This window comes from Streptomyces sp. UG1, from assembly GCF_049974585.1.
Lineage (GTDB): Bacteria > Actinomycetota > Actinomycetes > Streptomycetales > Streptomycetaceae > Streptomyces.
This window is the reverse complement of record NZ_JBNGGG010000010.1, coordinates 152,992-169,774: the sequence shown is the minus strand read 5'-3', so window position 1 is coordinate 169,774 and position 16,783 is coordinate 152,992. Positions and strand designations below refer to the sequence as shown.

Genomic DNA, 16,783 nt, shown 5'->3' with positions numbered 1-16,783 from the left:
GCAAGACTCCCGTCCATCGGTCGGCATTGTCGAACACCTACCGGCAATACGCGCTAGAGTGTGACAGTGCCAAGGGCCGGCATCGCTCTCACCCCCGAGGGCAACGCGAACCACCGGAGGGACCCGGGGTTCGGCTTCCCCTGGACGAAGGACAAAGGAGTCGCGGGTGTCCAGCTCCGACATCTTCATCGGCGAGACCATCGGTACCGCCCTACTCATCCTGCTCGGCGGCGGCGTCTGTGCCGCCGTGACGCTCAAGGCCTCCAAGGCCCGCAACGCCGGCTGGCTCGCCATCGCCTTCGGGTGGGGCTTCGCAGTGCTCACGGCGGTCTACACCTCGGCGCCGCTGTCCGGCGCCCACCTCAACCCGGCCGTGACCGTCGCGCTCGCGATCAAGGACAGCGACTGGAGCAACGTTCCGACGTACTTCGCCGGACAGCTCCTCGGTGCCATGATCGGCGCGGCCCTGGTCTGGGTCGCCTACTACGGCCAGTTCAACGCCCACCTCACCGACAGGGAGATCGTCGGCGGTCCGGGCGCGCAGGCCACGGCGGCCAAGGCCGTCGAGGCCCAGGAGAAGGGCGCCGGCCCGGTCCTGGGCATCTTCTCCACCGGTCCCGAGATCCGGCACACGGTGCAGAACCTGCTCACGGAGATCATCGGCACCGTCGTGCTGGTGCTCGCGGTCCTCACCCAGGGCCTGAACAACGACGGCAACGGCCTGGGCCCGCTGGGCGCCCTGATCACCGCGCTCGTCGTCGTCTCCATCGGTCTGTCCCTCGGCGGCCCGACCGGCTACGCGATCAACCCGGCCCGTGACCTCGGTCCGCGCATCGTGCACGCCCTTCTGCCCCTGCCCAACAAGGGCGGCTCCGACTGGGGCTACGCCTGGATCCCGGTGGTCGGTCCGCTCGTCGGCGGCGCCGTCGCGGCAGGCATCTACAACGTCGCGTTCGCCTAGAAACAGTTGGGAACAGTGAGGTTCACCCGTCCGGGTGAGAAAAGCCGAAACTCTCGGCGCGCGCCGTACGTAAAGCCCCATAACCACGGAACTTCCAGGAGCTAACAGTGACCGACGCCCACACCGCCGGCCCCTTCATCGCAGCCATCGACCAGGGCACGACCTCTTCCCGCTGCATCGTCTTCGACCGCGACGGCCGTATCGTCTCCGTCGACCAGAAGGAGCACGAGCAGATCTTCCCGAAGCCGGGCTGGGTCGAGCACAACGCCACCGAGATCTGGACCAACGTCCAGGAGGTCGTCGCCGGAGCCATCGACAAGGCCGGCATCACCCGCGACGACATCAAGGCCATCGGCATCACCAACCAGCGCGAGACCACCGTGCTGTGGGACAAGAACACCGGTGAGCCCGTCCACAACGCCATCGTCTGGCAGGACACCCGCACCGACGCCCTCTGCAAGGAGCTCGGCCGCAATGTCGGCCAGGACCGCTTCCGCCGTGAGACCGGCCTTCCGCTCGCCTCCTACTTCGCCGGTCCCAAGGCCCGCTGGCTGCTGGACAACGTCGAGGGCCTCAAGGAGCGCGCCGAGGCCGGCGACATCCTCTTCGGCACCATGGACACCTGGGTCATCTGGAACCTGACCGGCGGTGCCGACGGCGGCAAGCACGTCACCGACGTCACCAACGCCTCCCGCACCATGCTGATGAACCTGCACACCATGGAGTGGGACGAGAAGATCGCCGAGTCGATCGGCGTGCCGCTGCAGATCCTGCCCGATATCCGCTCCTCGGCCGAGGTCTACGGCGAGATCAAGGGCGGCAAGCTGGGCGACCTGCTCGGCGGCATCCCGGTCGCCTCCGCGCTCGGTGACCAGCAGGCGGCCCTGTTCGGCCAGACCTGCTTCGCCGAGGGCGAGACCAAGTCGACGTACGGCACCGGCACCTTCATGGTGATGAACACCGGTGACAAGATCATCAACTCCTACGCGGGCCTGCTGACCACCGTCGGCTACAAGATCGGCGACCAGAAGACGGTCTACGCGCTCGAGGGCTCGATCGCCGTCACCGGCTCGCTGGTGCAGTGGATGCGCGACCAGATGGGCCTGATCTCCACCGCCGCCGAGATCGAGACGCTGGCGCTCTCGGTCGAGGACAACGGCGGCGCCTACTTCGTGCCGGCCTTCTCCGGCCTGTTCGCCCCGCACTGGCGCTCCGACGCCCGCGGTGTGATAGCCGGCCTGACCCGGTACGTCACCAAGGCGCACCTCGCGCGCGCCGTCCTGGAGGCCACCGCCTGGCAGACCCGGGAGATCGCCGACGCCATGGTCAAGGACTCCGGCGACGAGCTGGTGGCCCTCAAGGTCGACGGCGGCATGACCTCCAACAACCTGCTGATGCAGACCCTCGCCGACGTCCTGGACGCCCCCGTGGTGCGCCCGATGGTCGCCGAGACCACCTGCCTCGGCGCCGCCTACGCCGCCGGTCTCGCCGTCGGCTTCTGGTCCAGCACCGACGAGCTGCGCGCCAACTGGCGCCGGGCCGCCGAGTGGACCCCCCAGATGGACGCGGAGACCCGCGACCGCGAGTACAAGAACTGGCTCAAGGCCGTCGACCGGACCATGGGCTGGATCGAGGACGACGAGAGCTGACAAGGGCCCACGAAAGCTCTGCCGCGAGCTCTGATGAGGAGTAAGAACCCGAAATGACCAGTCAGTCCACCCTGCAGTCCGTGCCTGCCCTGGGCACGCGCCCGGCCTCCGGCGTAGGCCCGAGCCGCGCCGAGACCCGGGAGCAGCTCGCCAAGGCGTCGTACGACCTTCTCGTGATCGGCGGCGGCATCCTGGGCATCTCCACCGCCTGGCACGCCGCGCAGTCCGGCCTCAGGGTGGCTCTGGTCGACGCCGGCGACTTCGCCGGCGCCACCTCGTCCGCCTCCTCCAAGCTGCTCCACGGCGGTCTGCGCTATCTGCAGACCGGCGCGGTGAAGCTGGTGGCGGAGAACCACTTCGAGCGCCGTGCGGTCTCCCGTCAGGTGGCTCCCCACCTGGCGAACCCGCTCACGTTCTACCTCCCCGTGTACAAGGGCGGGCCGCACGGCGCTGCGAAGCTCGGGGCGGGCGTCTTCGCCTACTCCGCGCTGTCCGCGTTCGGTGACGGCGTCGGTCACCTCCTGTCCCCCGCCAAGGCGGCGCAGGACGTGCCCGAGCTGCGCACCGACAACCTCAAGGCCGTGGCCGTGTACGGCGACGACCAGATGAACGACGCGCGCATGGCGCTGATGACGGTCCGCGCGGCCGTCGAGGCGGGCGCGGTCGTGCTCAACCACGCCGAGGTCACCGGCCTGCGCTTCACCAAGGGCCGGGTGACCGGAGCGGAGCTGAAGGACCGCCTGTCCGGTGACGAGTTCGGGGTGAGCGCCCGTCTGGTGCTGAACGCGACCGGGCCCTGGGTCGACCACCTGCGCAGGTTGGAGGACCCGAACGCCGCCCCGTCGATCCGGCTGTCCAAGGGCGCGCACCTGGTCCTGAAGCGGACCTCGCCGTGGAAGGCGGCGCTCGCCACCCCGATCGACAAGTACCGCATCACCTTCGCCCTGCCCTGGGAGGACATGCTCCTGCTGGGCACCACGGACGAGGAGTTCGAGGGCGACCCGGCGGACGTCGGGGTCAACGACAAGGACATAGCCCAGATCCTGGACGAGGCCGCGTTCTCCATCCGGGACCAGCAGCTCGACCGGGATCTGATCACGTACGCGTTCGCGGGTCTGCGGGTGCTGCCGGGCGGTCCCGGTGACACCGCGAAGGCCAAGCGCGAGACGGTCGTGACCGAGGGCCGGGGCGGGATGCTGTCCGTCGCGGGCGGCAAGTGGACGACCTTCCGGCACATCGGGCGCACGATCATGAAGAAGCTGGAGTCCCTGCCGGGCGCCCCGCTGGGCGACGACTTCGAGCCCATCGCCTCGCTGCCGAAGAAGCTGCCGCTGCCGGGCATCGCCAACCCGCGTGCGGTCGCCCACCGGCTGTTGACCGACCGCCCGGCGCCGGGTCCGCGCATGGCGGCCGACACGGCGAAGCACCTGGCGACCCACTACGGCTCCCTGGCCTTCGACATCGCCCGGATCGCCAACGAGAACCCGGAACTGGGCGAGCGCGTTCACCCGGACGCCCCGGAGATCTGGGCCCAGGTCGTCTACGCCCGGGACAACGAGTGGGCCGAGACGCAGGACGACGTGCTGCGCCGCCGTACGACGCTGACGATCCGGGGCCTGGCCACGGACGACGTGCGGGCGAAGGTGCAGGACCTGCTCGACAAGAAGTGACCTCGTAGCGCCGGATGAGGTTTTCGCCGGATGAGCCTCTGCCGGCGCCGGGTCCGGCCACCTCCCTGACCAGGCCGGACCGCACGAGGGCGGCCCCTTCCGCACCGGGGCCGGCCACGCCGGACGGGGCGGCTCCGCGCCGATGGAGCCGCCCCGTCCGCATGCCCGTTCTGCATGCCCCTTCCGCATGCCCTTTCACAGGCCTCGCTCCACAACGAGGTCACTCGCACATAATGGGTCCGAGTGATCGGATGTCTCGCCCGACATCCTGAACGACAGGGAGGCCGGCCATGGCAGTGACCGACGAGGCGATCGAGAAGATCAAGGGCATGATCGTCTCCGGCGCGCTGCGCCCCGGGGACCGACTCCCCAAGGAGAGCGAGCTGGCCGCCGAGCTCGGGCTGTCCCGCAACTCCCTGCGGGAGGCCGTGCGCGCCCTGTCGCTGATCCGGATCCTGGACGTACGGCAGGGCGACGGCACCTACGTCACGAGCCTGGATCCGCAACTGCTGCTGGAGGCGCTGAGCTTCGTCGTCGACTTCCACCGCGACGACACGGTGCTGGAGTTCCTCGCCGTGCGCCGCATCCTGGAGCCGGCGGCCACGGCGATGGCCGCGTCGCGGATCAGCGAGCAGCAACTGGACGCGCTGGCGAACCAGTTGGACAAGCTCGGCGACGACCCGTCGGTGGAGGAGCTCGTCGCCTGCGACCTGGAGTTCCACCGGGGCATCGTGCAGAGCTCCGGGAACTCCGTGCTGTGCTCGCTCCTGGACGGCCTGTCCGGGCCGACCACGCGGGCGCGCGTCTGGCGGGGGCTGACCCAGGAGGACGCGGTCAGCCGGACCCTGCACGAACACCGCGCGATCCTGGCGGCCCTGCGGGACCGGGACGCGGAGGCGGCGCGCTCGTGGGCGACGGTGCACATCGCGAGCGTGGAGCAATGGCTGCGCTCGACGCTGTGAGCGCAACCTTGCGGGGTGTTCCGGGGTGGCGAACGGGGCAGTGATCCGTTCACTCCCCCGTGCAAGGGGGCTGCGGGCGCCCCCGCCGCACGCCGTAAGGTTGGTTCGTCAGGCGAGGGCACGTCGGAAGGAGGCGCTGGGTGATCGAGCTCGAGGGGGTTCCCGAGCTGATCGACCCGGTCATGGTGGCCGCGTTCGAGGGCTGGAACGATGCCGGCGACGCCGCCTCCACCGCGGTCGCGCATCTGGACAAGGAGTGGAAGGGCGAGGTGTTCGCGGCGCTGGACGCCGAGGACTACTACGACTTCCAGGTAAACCGCCCCACGGTGTGGATGGACGCGGGCGTCCGCAAGATCACGTGGCCGACGACCCGCCTGTCGGTGGTCCGGGTCGGCGGTGAGAAGCCGCGCGATCTCGTACTCGTCCGAGGTATCGAGCCTTCCATGCGCTGGCGCTCGTTCTGCAACGAGCTCCTCGGCTTCGCGCACGAACTGGGTGTGGAGCTGGTGGTCATCCTGGGCGCCCTGCTCGGCGACACCCCGCACACGCGTCCGGTCCCGATCAGCGGCACCACGTCCGATGCGGACCTGGCCCGCCGCATGGATCTGGAGGAGACCAAGTACGAGGGCCCCACCGGCATCGTCGGCATCCTCCAGGAGGCCTGCACGCACGCGGGCGTGCCGGCGGTCAGCCTCTGGGCGGCCGTACCGCACTACGTGTCGCAGCCGCCCAACCCGAAGGCGACGCTGGCCCTGCTCAACCGGCTCGAGGACCTGATCGACGTACGCATCCCGCTGGGCGAGCTGCCCGAGGACGCGCGCGCCTGGCAGGTGGGCGTGGATCAGCTGGCCGCCGAGGACAGCGAGGTCGCCGAGTACGTGCAGTCGCTGGAGGAGGCCCGGGACACCGCGGAGCTTCCGGAGGCGTCCGGCGAGGCCATCGCCCGCGAGTTCGAGCGGTATCTGCGGCGCCGGGACGGCGGCCCCTCGGCCGGCGACCGCACCCGCCCGCCGATGCCGCCGAAGCCGGGCGCCAGGGACGACGACGAGGACTCGTCGGAGGACTGAGGCCGGAGAGCCGAAATGGGAGGGCGGTGCGCGGCGAGCGCACCGCCCTTCGCCGTCATGCGGGCACGGAGATCACGTCGTACGTCGTCTGAGGCGTCGGCGGCGTCGTGAAGCGCGCGTTGGGCAGGTAGAGCCGGCCCCTGTACGCGGCCACCGTGGTCGGCACGTCGAACAGCGGGTCGGTGATACGGCGCCGGAAGACGCCGCTGCGGCCGTCGGCGGCGAGCTTGAACACGTCGATCGCGTTCTGCCGGTTCTGCACGACGTACAGCGTCCGGCCGATCCGCAGCAGGCCGTCACCGTTGGTGAGCGGCGCCGCGTCGCCGAGGGCGACGAGCCGGGTGGCGCCGGTGCGCGGGTTCACCCGGTGCAGGCCGCCGACGCCGGACTGCACGACGAGCAGGGCCGATCCGTCGGGGGTGCTGGTGATGCCGTTGGCGTTGACGACCTCGCCGGCGACCTGGCTCCAGTCGCCGCTCAGGGGGATCGTCACCACCTCGTCCGCGTCCGGCAGCGCACCGTGCCGGCCGAGCGGCAGGGCGTACAGCGCGGGCTGGAAGGAGTCGGTGAACCAGGCCGTGTGCGGGGTCAGGAACACGTCGTTGGCGAAGGTCGGGGTCGCCGTCGTGAGCCGGTAGGAGGCGAGGACCTTTCCGCTGCGGGCGTCCACGACGCGGGCGCCCTCACCGCGTCCGGCGACGAACAGGCGTCCCCGGTGGTCGAGTTTGAGGCCGACCGAGGGTGTGCCGGGCCCGGTCGAGACGACGGTGCCCTCGCCGGTGCGCAGGTCGGCGCGGTAGATCGAGCCGTCGCCGAGGGAGCCGAGGTAGGCGTACGGTCCGCCGCCGATGGTGATGCCCTCCGGGCGGAAGCCGTTCGGGAGGTGGATCACGGCAGGCTGGGTCTTTCCCGTCGCCTGCCCCGTCTTTTCGGCCGCCGCGGCCGAGGTGCCGGCGGATCCGACGAGGAGGGCGCCGGTGGTGGCGGCGCCGGCCGTGAGGAGGCTGCGGCGGGTGAGCCGAGGTGCGAAGGAGCGGTGTTCGGGGGCCACGGTGCGTCCTTCCGCGGACAGGACCGGCCGAGAGCTGGTCCAACGGTGAACTGACTCGTCCACCCCATCACACGCCGGTCGCCTCCGCAGCACGAGACAGTCCCTCGACAGCGTCCGGACAGCATCTGGCCCGATTGTGTTGTGACATCTCTTTCAGGCCGGAATGCACACGTTGCCCAGTTCAACTTGTTTTCAAACCGAGTTGGCGAAATAAGTCTGGACGGACCGGTCCGGTCGTGCTTGGTTGTCCTGCGAAGGCGCGCCGCACCACCCGTACTTGGCAACCCCAGGACCGAAGGGAGCGGCAGACGATGACCGACCAGGCAGAGCCGGCGCAGGGCCCGGGAGCGTCCGGGCCGGGGCCCGACGGAGCGGGATTCACCTATCGAGGAGCCGAGCGGGAACTGATCGTCGTCGCCCGTCCCGAGGCCCGGCTGCGGGCCCAGGCCGAGGGCGTGCGGTCGGTGGCGGGCGCCGATGTGTCGGCCCTCAACATGTTCCTCAGCGACGAACAGCTCGTGCTGGAGCCGCTGTTCGGCAGCGAGGAGCGACTTCAGCAGGCCACGGACCTGGCCCAGGCACCCGACCTGGCGCTGTTCTACCGGGCACGCGGCGGCGAGCGCCGGGCCGAGGAACTGCGGGCCCGTATCGCCGCGCTGCCCGGGATCGACACGGCGTATGTGAAGCCCGGCGCGGTACCGGCCGCCCTCGGGCAGGTCGGCGAGGGCAGCGGGCGCCTGAAGGAGGGCGCGCCCGTCACGCCCGACTACAGCGGCCGGCAGGGCTATCTGCGGGCGGCGCCCGAGGGCGTCGACGCGCACTGGGCCTGGCAGCGGCCCGGCGGCGCGGGTCAGGGCGTGACCGTGATCGACGTCGAGGGCTCCTGGCAACTGGGGCACGAGGACCTGGCGCAGAAGCTGGCCGGGGTCGTCGTCGGCACCCCGCTGACCGATCTGGCCTGGCGCAACCACGGCACCGCCGTGCTCGGCGTGATCGGCGGCGACCGGGGCGAGTTCGGCGTCACCGGCGTCGTGCCGGAGACGGTGACCGCGGCCGCGTCGTTCCAGGGCATCGGCACGGCGGCCGCGATCCACGCGGCGGCCGAGCGGCTGGGCCCCGGCGACATCGTGCTGATCGAACTGCACCGCCCGGGGCCCCGGTTCGAGTACGCCGAGCGCGACGACCAGCGCGGCTACGTCCCGCTCGAATGGTGGCCGGACGACTACGCCGCCGTCCGCCATGCCACCGCCAAGGGCGTCCTCGTGGTGGCCGCCGCGGGCAACGGCGCCGAGTCGCTGGACGACGCCGTCTACGAGCGCCGGCCGGACGAATTCCCCGAGTCGTGGCGCAACCCGTTCAACCCGTCCAACCCGTCCTCCGGTGCGGTCCTGGTCGGCGCGGGCGCCCCGCCGCCCGGCACCCACGGCCGCGATCACGGCCCGGACCGCTCACGGCTGGCGTTCTCCAACTACGGCGCCCGGGTCGACGCGCAGGGCTGGGGGCGCGAGGTGACGACCACCGGCGGCTTCTGGGACCGGCCCGGCGATCTTCAGGGCGGGCCCGAGGAGATCGCCTGGTACACCGACACGTTCTCGGGGACGTCGTCCGCCTCGCCACTCGTGGTCGGCGCGCTGGCCGCGCTGCAGGGCATGCTCAAGGCGGCCGGCGCGCTGCCGATGTCCCCGGAGCGGGCGCGTACGGTCCTCAGGGCGACGGGTTCCCCGCAGCAGGACGCGCCGGGCCGGCCGGCCTCGCAGCGGATCGGCAACCGGCCCGACATCAAGGCGGCGGTGACCCATCTGGTGCCGCAGGCGGTCGGCTCCGGACCGGCCGAGCGGTACTGGGACGAGCTGCTGCCGTATCCACGCGAACTTCCGCCCAGGCTCCGGCTGTTCGTGGCCGGCGACTGGCGGAATCTGAACCATCCGTCCCCCGAAGTCCGCCAGGCGGTCCACACCGCCTTCGCGGGGGGACGGCCCGATGTCCGAGTGTGGTTCTCGGACGACGAGATCGTCGGCCTGGTGATCGCCGGCTGACGCAGCCCATCCCATCAAGGCAAGCCATCCCATCCAAGGCAAGCCCATCACATCAAGGGAAGGTGACACCCGCATGAGCACCACCCCGCAGATGAGTCACATGGGACAACAGCAGGGCCAGCAGTTCCCGAGCACGTCGCCGTACCAGCAACAGCAGCCGTACGGCATGAGCGGGTCGCTGGAGCAGCTCCAGCAGCTCGGTCAGCAGCAGCCGTACCAGCAGTTGCTGCAGCAGCTCGGCCAGCCTTACGGGGCGCAGCAGCAGGAGCAGCAGGTCGAGCAGCAGATGCAGCAGCAGCTCCAGCAGGTCGCGCTGTCGGCGGTTCAGCAGGTCGTCCAGCAGGTGCAGGCCCAGGCCCTCGCCTCCGGTGTGGCGAACGGCTTCATCGACATCGTCCACCCGCTCCAGGGCCAGCCGCACCAGGTCTTCCTGCGCATCAACAACCAGTTCCGGGTGCTCAACAACCCGAACCCGCAGATCCACCAGCAGATCCAGCAGGCGTTCGCGTTCGGCCACCAGGTGATCGGCATCTGGGACACCCAGTCGCCGAGCGTGCTGCGCAGCGTCCGGATCCAGCAGCTCTGACCGGCACCTGAACCGATCCGACCGGCACCTGAACCAAAGGGGCGCTTCCACCCGTGGGGTGGAAGCGCCCTTCCGTGTCGGAGGAGAGCGTTACAGGGCGACGCCCAGCAACGCGTCCACGGCCCGGGACACGACGCCGGGGGCGCCGGTGTCCGTGCCGCCCTCGGCGCTTTGGCGTGCGACCCAGCGGTCGACGGCGGCGAGCGCGGCCGGGGCGTCCAGGTCGTGGGAGAGGGCATCGCGGATCTCCTCGACGAGCGCCTCGGCCGGCGGCCCGTCGGGGCGGGAGACCGCGGCGCGCCAGCGGTCGAGGCGGGCCAGGGCGTCCTGGAGCACCTGGTCCGTCCACTCCCAGTCGGCCCGGTAGTGGTGGGCGAGGAGGGCGAGCCGGATGGCGGCGGGGTCGACGCCGTCGCGGCGCAGTCGGGACACGAAGACGAGGTTGCCCTTGGACTTCGACATCTTCTCGCCGTGCAGGGCGACCATGCCTGCGTGCACGTAGGCCTTGGCCATGGGGAACTCGCCGGTCAGCACCTGGGCGTGCGAGGCGCCCATCTCGTGGTGCGGGAAGGCGAGGTCGGAGCCGCCGCCCTGGACGTCGAAGGTCATGCCGAGGTGGTCGAGGGCGATGGCGACGCACTCGATGTGCCAGCCGGGCCGGCCGCGCCCGAGCGAGCCGCCGTCCCAGCTCGGCTCGCCGGGCCGGGCCGCCATCCACAGCATCGGGTCGAGGGGGTTCTTCTTGCCCGGGCGGTCCGGGTCGCCGCCGCGCTCGGCGGACAGCAGTCGCATGGCGGCGGCGTCGAGCCCGGAGACCTCGCCGAAGTTGGGGTCGGACTCGACGGAGAAGTAGATGTCGCCGTCGAGTTCGTAGGCGGCGCCGGCGTCGCGCAGTCGCTCGACGAGCGGGACGATGCCGGGTATCGCCTCGACCGCGCCGATGTAGTGCTGCGGGGGCAGCATGCGCAGGGCGGTCATGTCCTCGCGGAAGAGGGCGGTCTCCTTCTCCGCGAGGGCGGCCCAGTCGATGTCGTCGCGCTCGGCCCGCTCCAGCAGCGGATCGTCGATGTCGGTGACGTTCTGGACGTAGTGAACCTGCCGCTTGGTGTCGAGCCACACGCGCTGAACGAGGTCGAACGCGTTGTAGGTCGCCGCGTGCCCCAGGTGGGTGGCGTCGTACGGCGTGATGCCGCAGACGTAGATACGGGCGACGGGACCGGGGTTCAGGGTGACCAGACCGCCGGTCGCGGTGTCGTGGATCCTCAGGTCGCGGCCCTGACCGGGCAGGGCGGGGACCTCAGAAGCGGGCCAGGCATGCATGCCTTGAGCCTAACCGGACGGATGTTCCGTACACGAACCGGACCGGTCCGGATGGCCGGGAAGGCCTACTTGCCCGATAGCGGCCGTTGTGCTGCTAGACGGGGGGCCACGGAATGGCGGGCCACTCCCCGCCCGGCTCCGGATGCCTGCCCGAGGCGAGCAACGCGTCGACACGCGCGCGCGTGGCCGCCACTTCGGCGGCGGTGATCAGCTCCGCGAGCCGCACGGCCAGCGTGCCGCCCTCCTTCAGCGCCTCCCGCAGGCCGCCGAGCACCTCGACGGCCTCGCCGGTCAGCGCCTCGCCGGCCCAGCCCCACAGCAGCGTGCGCAGCTTGTTCTCGGCGTTGAAGGTCACGCCGTGGTCGATGCCGTACAGCCTGCCGTCCTCGGTGGGCAGCAGGTGGCCGCCCTTGCGGTCGGCGTTGTTGATCACAGCGTCCAGGACGGCCATGCGCCGCAGCCGCTCGTCGTCGGCGTGCACGAGCAGCGCGGTCTTCCCCTCGCCGACCTCGGCGAGGCCGATCGCCTTCCATCCGGGCCCGGGCTCCTCGCCGTCCACCAGGGCGAGCAGCTCGGCCTCGCCGGCCACGTCGATCCACAACTGGACCATGCCCTCGCCGTACGGCCCGTCGCGCAGCACGGTGGGCGGCACCAGCCCCCAGCCGGTCGCCTCGGAGACCTCGTACGCGGCGACCTCGCGCTCGGCGAGCGTCCCGTCGGGGAAGTCCCACAGCGGCCGCTCACCGGCGACCGGCTTGTAGACGCAGGACGCCTGCTGCCCGTCGTGCGCGACCGTGCAGAACAGTGCCGCGTTGGACGCGTCCCGGATGCGTCCGCGCACGGTCAGCTCGCCCTCGGTGAGCAGGTGCACCGAGGTCACGCTCCGCGGCGGTATCCGTTCTGGCGCGGACATACGTGTCCTTCCGGGTCGAGCGGGAGGCTGCACAGCGGACACGGCGGCCGCCCGGCGTTGACGACGTCCAGGGCGCGCTTGGCGAAGGCCCTCGCCTGGGCGCCGGTGAGCCGGACCCGCAGCATCGGGGGCCCGTTCTCCTCGTCCTGGAGCAGCCGCTCCTCGGCCTCGGCGAGGTCCTCCTCGGAGTCGGCGTCCAGCTCCACCAGGGCCTGGGCCTCGACGATCATGCGCTGTTCCTCGCCGTCCCAGGCCAGGGCCATGGTGCCGACGCGGAACTCCTCCTCGATGGGGGTGTCCAGCGGGCCGGAGTCGGCGATCTCGGTGGGCGCCACGGCGGGGACGGCGGCGCTGCCGCCACTACGCCGTACGACCTCGTCGAGCAGTTCGTCCATGCGCTCGGCGAGGGCGGCGACCTGGGTCTTCTCCAGGGCCACGCTGGTCACCCGGGAGCCTGCGGTGGCCTGGAGGAAGAACGTACGGCGCCCGGGCAGTCCGACCGTACCGGCCACGAAGCGGTCCGGAGGGTCGTAGAGGAACACCTGACGGGACACGTCCTGTCTCCTGGAGTCGTGGATGGGTGCGGCGCACTTGCGACCGCTTCACCCTACTGCGCCCGACGATCACGGTGCGCCCGCGCCGCCCCCGACCGTCGCGTCGCCGGCCGGCGGTTCCTCGCGCGGGGCGAGGGACGCGAAGTCACCGGTGTCCCCGAGGCGTACGAGGAACGGCCTCAGGCGTGTGTAGCGGATCGCGGTGATGGAACACGGTTCGACGGAAATCCTCTGGAAGAGGTCGAGATGAAGACCGAGTGCGTCCGCCACGAGCGACTTGATGACGTCGCCGTGCGAGCACATCAGGTACACGGCGTCGGCACCGTGATCGCGCTCCACGCGCGCGTTCCACTCGCGTACGGCCTCCGCGGCCCGGGTCTGCATCGCCCGCATCGACTCACCGCCGGGGAACGCGGCCGCCGACGGGTGGGCCTGGACGACCTCCATCAGCGGCTCGTCGCCCAGCTCGGCGAGCTTGCGGCCGGACCAGTCGCCGTAGTGGCACTCCCCGATCCGCTCGTCGGTGTGCGCGGTCAGTCCCCGCTCCTCGAGAAGCGGCCGGATCGTCTCCTGGCAGCGTTGGAGGGGGCTGGTGACGATCTCGGAGAGGGGCAGTTCGGCGAGCCGGGCGGGCAGTGCGGCGGCCTGCCGGGCCCCGCGCTCGTCGAGGGCGACGCCGGGCGTCCAGCCGGCGAGCAGGCCCTCGGTGTTGGCGGTGGAACGTCCGTGCCGGACCAGGATCAGCGTGGGCATGCCGCCCAGGGTAGGCGTACGACCGGGTGCGTCCGGGCGCTCGGGGCGGGAGAATACGCTCCGTGATCGTCGACTGCGCCATCTATCGGGACGGGCGCCGGACACAGGGGCCGCCGGACTTCTCCGACGCCCTGGATCAGTGCCGTCTGCAGGACGACGCGTTCGTGTGGATCGGCCTGTACGAGCCCACGGAGAAGGAGTTCGACCAGGTCGCGGAGGAGTTCGGGCTGCACCCGCTGGCCGTGGAGGACGCCCTGAACGCGCACCAGCGGCCGAAGCTGGAGGTGTACGACGACTCGCTGTTCATGGTCCTCAAGCCGGTCGGCTACGAGGCGAAGAGCGACATCGTCACCTCCGGGGAGGTCATGGTCTTCGTCGGCGACTCGTTCGTGGTGACCGTGCGGCACGGTGAACAGGCCCCGCTGGGGGTCGTGCGGCACCGTCTGGAGGACGAGCCGGAGATGCTGCGGCACGGTCCCACGGCGGTGCTGTACACGATCGCCGACGCGGTGGTGGACCACTATCTGGAGGTGGCGGGCGAGTTGGGCCGGGATCTGGAGGAGCTGGAGGCGGAGGTGTTCTCGCCGACCGGCGGCGGCTCCCGGCACACCGCGTCGCGCATCTACGCCTTCAAGCGGCAGATCCTGGAGTTCCGCAGGGCCACCGGCCCGCTCGCCCAGCCGTTGACCAAGCTCGCGGGCACGGGTCTGATCGGCGCGCGGGTGCCGTTCGTGCACGACAAGGCGCAGCCCTTCTTCCGCGATGTGAGCGACCACCTCACGCGCGTGAACGAGTCCGTCGAGGGCCTGGACCGGCTGGTCTCCGACGTCCTGTCTGCGCATCTGGCGCAGATGAGCGTCCGGCAGAACGACGACATGCGGAAGATCTCCGCGTGGGCGGCCATGGCCGCGGTCCCCACGATGATCGCGGGGATCTAAGGCATGAACTTCGAGCACATGCCGGAGCTGCACTGGCTCGCTTCGTATCCGGTGCTGATCCTGGGCATGGCCGCCCTGGAGGTACTGCTGTTCCGGCTGTTCAAGCGCCGGGGCTGGCTGTAGCCGTCGCCTCGGTCGTCGTTACCTCGGTCGTCGTCACGCGAACTCGGGTGCGGAGGTGGCGGGTCCGCCGAGGGCGTCGCGCCGCTGCGGCATCTTCAGGGACACCATGCGCCGCCAGCCCGCGACCCGCTCCCAGGCGTACACGGCGTGGATGCCCGCGGCGAGCACGGCCGCCTTCGCCCGCGGCCAGCCGAGGATGCGCCCCATGTGGTCCATGACGGCGAGGCTGACGTCCCGGTAGATGCGGATCTCGGCGAGGGCGCACTCACGCAGCGTGGCCTGGATCAGCCGGCCGTGCCCGGCGGCCGCGAAGCGCAGCAGTTCCTCGTGCGTGTAGGCGAGGTGGTTGTCCTCGTCGTTGGAGATCATCCGCACGCCCTTGCCGATCACGGGGTGGTCCGCGAAGTGCTTGCGGAGCATGATCATCTGTTCGGCGGCGCGCTGCTCGGTGACCCGGCTGTGCGCGAGGTAGGTGATGATGTCCTCGACCGTGAGCGGCTTGTCCGCCTTGAGCTTCTCGTGGGCGAGACCGATGCCGTGCTTCTCCAGGAGCATCGTGTAGTCGGTCTCGTGCGGGACGGGGACGGGTTGCAGGCCGCGCTTCTTCAGCAGGGCGTTGAAGATCCGCCCGTGCTTGTCCTCGTCCGCGCCGTGCCGGGTGATCTTGGGGGCCATGGCGCGCTCGCTGTCGGGTACGAGCGCGGCGATACGCGCGTTCTCCCAGCCGCCCTGGGACTCGCCGCTGGCCGCGATGGAGCAGAACAGGCGGAAGGACTCGTCGTTGTCGAGGATCTCCTGGAAAAGGCTCTTCGCCGAAAGCATCGTGGGGCACCTCTCTTAAGGACGCCGCAGGATTCCGCAAAGAACGAGTCAAATGCGACGCGAGGGGTGCCGCAACAGTTGCGACGGACAACTCCGCCAAAAGAATGACCATCGGGGTCACGACGGGGCGTAACCGCGTGGGCAGGCGCGCGTTGTATCGCGTGACGGCCGTGGCGGGGAAGACCCCCGAGCCCCCACCACGGCCGCTGAAATCCCCCGCCGTACGGCCCCCTCGCGTCACGCCAGCCCGGCGCGCTCCAGGGCCTCGCTGCCGGCGCGGAGCGAGGCGATCCGCTCCTCGAGCGTGAAGCCCGCGGGCGCCAGGGACAGGGTGGTGACCCCGGCCGCGGCATAGGCCTTCATGCGGTCGGCGATGCGGTCGACGGAGCCGAGCAGCGTGGTCTTGTCGATCAGGTCCTGCGGTACGGCGGCCGCGGCGCCCTGCTTGTCGCCGGAGAGGTACTTGGACTGGATCTCGGCGGCTTCCTTCTCGTAACCCATGCGCTGGGCCAGCTGGTTGTAGAAGTTCTGCTTGGGGCTGCCCATGCCGCCGACGTACAGCGCGGTGTAGGGGCGGAAGGTGTCGGCGAGCGTGGCCACGTCCTTGTCGTCACCGACCGCGAGCGGCAGCGTCGGGCACACGTCGAACCCGTCGAGGGTCTGGCCGGCCTTCTCCCGCCCGGCGCGCAGGTACTTGACGGTCGTGTCCTCCAGGTGGTCGGCGGAAGGGAAGATCAGCAGCGCGCCGTCGGCGATCTCCCCGGTCTGCTCGAGGTTCTTGGGGCCGATGGCGGCGATGTACAGCGGGATGTGCTCGCGCTGCGGGTGCACGGTCAGCTTGATCGGCTTGCCGGGGCCGCCGGGCAGCGGCAGCGTCCAGTGCTGCCCCTCGTAGGTCAGGCGCTCGCGCGTCATGGCCCTGCGGACGATCTCGACGTACTCACGCGTGCGTGCCAGCGGCTTGTCGAACTTGACGCCGTACCAGCCCTCGGAGACCTGCGGCCCGGAGACGCCGAGGCCGAGCCGGAAGCGGCCGCCGGAGAGCGAGTCCAGGGTCGCGGCGGTCATCGCGGTCATGGCCGGCTGCCGGGCCGGGATCTGGAAGATGGCGGAGCCGACGTCGATGCGCTCGGTCTGGGCGGCGACCCAACTGAGCACGGTGGCCGCGTCCGACCCATAGGCCTCGGCGGCCCAGCACACGGCGTAGCCCAGCCTGTCGGCCTCCTGTGCGACGGCGAGGTTGTCCGCGTCCATTCCGGCACCCCAGTAGCCGAGGTTGATCCCGAGCTGCATGGCCGATCCCCTTACCGATCAGTAACGTCCCTTGTGGACCAGACCTTAGCGCGGGCCGCGGCCGGCGGGGAGGCGGATGTGGCGG

14 protein-coding genes and 1 pseudogene are annotated in these 16,783 nt (G+C 70.8%); 8 read left to right on the top strand and 7 right to left on the bottom strand.

Going from position 1 to position 16,783, the window contains the following annotated elements; translation table 11 throughout:
* Nucleotides 1–166 precede the first annotated feature (166 nt).
* From ACP4J3_RS13800 to ACP4J3_RS13780, 5 genes are all read left to right on the top strand, one after another.
* The gene (locus ACP4J3_RS13800; RefSeq protein WP_426533945.1) at nucleotides 167–961 is read left to right on the top strand and encodes an MIP/aquaporin family protein; all 795 of its coding nucleotides are present in this window, start codon (nucleotides 167–169) and stop codon (nucleotides 959–961) included.
* Between the two features lie 107 nt (nucleotides 962–1,068).
* The gene (gene glpK / locus ACP4J3_RS13795) at nucleotides 1,069–2,610 is read left to right on the top strand and encodes a glycerol kinase GlpK (RefSeq protein WP_426533943.1); all 1,542 of its coding nucleotides are present in this window, start codon (nucleotides 1,069–1,071) and stop codon (nucleotides 2,608–2,610) included.
* Nucleotides 2,611–2,663: 53 nt separating this feature from the next.
* Nucleotides 2,664–4,280: an FAD-dependent oxidoreductase gene (locus tag ACP4J3_RS13790; RefSeq protein ID WP_426533941.1), complete on the top strand. Its 1,617-nt coding sequence runs from the start codon at nucleotides 2,664–2,666 to the stop codon at nucleotides 4,278–4,280.
* Between the two features lie 290 nt (nucleotides 4,281–4,570).
* Complete coding sequence (locus tag ACP4J3_RS13785) at nucleotides 4,571–5,242, top strand: FadR/GntR family transcriptional regulator (RefSeq protein WP_426533939.1); 672 nt, start codon at nucleotides 4,571–4,573, stop codon at nucleotides 5,240–5,242.
* Nucleotides 5,243–5,382: 140 nt separating this feature from the next.
* Nucleotides 5,383–6,309, top strand: a complete 927-nt coding sequence (locus ACP4J3_RS13780; protein ID WP_426533937.1) for a PAC2 family protein — start codon at nucleotides 5,383–5,385, stop codon at nucleotides 6,307–6,309.
* A 55-nt stretch (nucleotides 6,310–6,364) separates the two neighbouring features.
* Here the strand turns inward: ACP4J3_RS13780 and ACP4J3_RS13775 are convergent, their stop codons facing one another.
* The gene (locus ACP4J3_RS13775) at nucleotides 6,365–7,360 is read right to left on the bottom strand and encodes an SMP-30/gluconolactonase/LRE family protein (protein WP_426533935.1); all 996 of its coding nucleotides are present in this window, start codon (nucleotides 7,358–7,360) and stop codon (nucleotides 6,365–6,367) included.
* Nucleotides 7,361–7,671: 311 nt separating this feature from the next.
* Between ACP4J3_RS13775 and ACP4J3_RS13770 the strand changes: the two genes are divergently transcribed.
* Complete coding sequence (locus ACP4J3_RS13770) at nucleotides 7,672–9,396, top strand: S8 family peptidase (protein WP_426533933.1); 1,725 nt, start codon at nucleotides 7,672–7,674, stop codon at nucleotides 9,394–9,396.
* 73 nt (nucleotides 9,397–9,469) lie between these two features.
* Nucleotides 9,470–9,982, top strand: coding sequence for a hypothetical protein (locus ACP4J3_RS13765; RefSeq protein ID WP_426533931.1), 513 nt, complete (start codon nucleotides 9,470–9,472; stop codon nucleotides 9,980–9,982).
* Between the two features lie 90 nt (nucleotides 9,983–10,072).
* Here ACP4J3_RS13765 and mshC read toward each other — a convergent pair whose 3' ends face one another.
* The 4 genes from mshC to ACP4J3_RS13745 form a co-directional block, all read right to left on the bottom strand.
* On the bottom strand, nucleotides 10,073–11,302 hold the full coding sequence (gene mshC, locus ACP4J3_RS13760) for a cysteine--1-D-myo-inosityl 2-amino-2-deoxy-alpha-D-glucopyranoside ligase (RefSeq protein ID WP_426533929.1): 1,230 nt from the start codon (nucleotides 11,300–11,302) through the stop codon (nucleotides 10,073–10,075).
* Nucleotides 11,303–11,396: 94 nt separating this feature from the next.
* On the bottom strand, nucleotides 11,397–12,215 hold the full coding sequence (locus ACP4J3_RS13755; RefSeq protein WP_426533927.1) for an SCO1664 family protein: 819 nt from the start codon (nucleotides 12,213–12,215) through the stop codon (nucleotides 11,397–11,399).
* Nucleotides 12,179–12,769 (bottom strand): DUF3090 domain-containing protein, encoded by a 591-nt coding sequence (locus tag ACP4J3_RS13750; protein ID WP_426533925.1) that lies wholly within the window; start codon nucleotides 12,767–12,769, stop codon nucleotides 12,179–12,181. The genes ACP4J3_RS13755 and ACP4J3_RS13750 overlap by 37 nt, the downstream gene beginning before the upstream one ends.
* Nucleotides 12,770–12,838: 69 nt before the next feature.
* Complete coding sequence (locus tag ACP4J3_RS13745; RefSeq protein ID WP_426533923.1) at nucleotides 12,839–13,522, bottom strand: histidine phosphatase family protein; 684 nt, start codon at nucleotides 13,520–13,522, stop codon at nucleotides 12,839–12,841.
* Nucleotides 13,523–13,584: 62 nt separating this feature from the next.
* On the opposite strand from ACP4J3_RS13745, the pseudogene ACP4J3_RS13740 reads away from it, so the two are divergent.
* A pseudogene (locus ACP4J3_RS13740) lies at nucleotides 13,585–14,583 on the top strand (magnesium and cobalt transport protein CorA).
* 33 nt (nucleotides 14,584–14,616) lie between these two features.
* On the opposite strand, the gene ACP4J3_RS13735 reads toward ACP4J3_RS13740, so the two are convergent.
* Together ACP4J3_RS13735 and ACP4J3_RS13730 are read right to left on the bottom strand one after the other, a co-directional pair.
* Nucleotides 14,617–15,405, bottom strand: coding sequence for a ferritin-like domain-containing protein (locus ACP4J3_RS13735; protein WP_426533921.1), 789 nt, complete (start codon nucleotides 15,403–15,405; stop codon nucleotides 14,617–14,619).
* A gap of 237 nt (nucleotides 15,406–15,642) precedes the next feature.
* Nucleotides 15,643–16,698, bottom strand: a complete 1,056-nt coding sequence (locus ACP4J3_RS13730; protein WP_426533919.1) for an LLM class F420-dependent oxidoreductase — start codon at nucleotides 16,696–16,698, stop codon at nucleotides 15,643–15,645.
* Nucleotides 16,699–16,783: the final 85 nt, after the last annotated feature.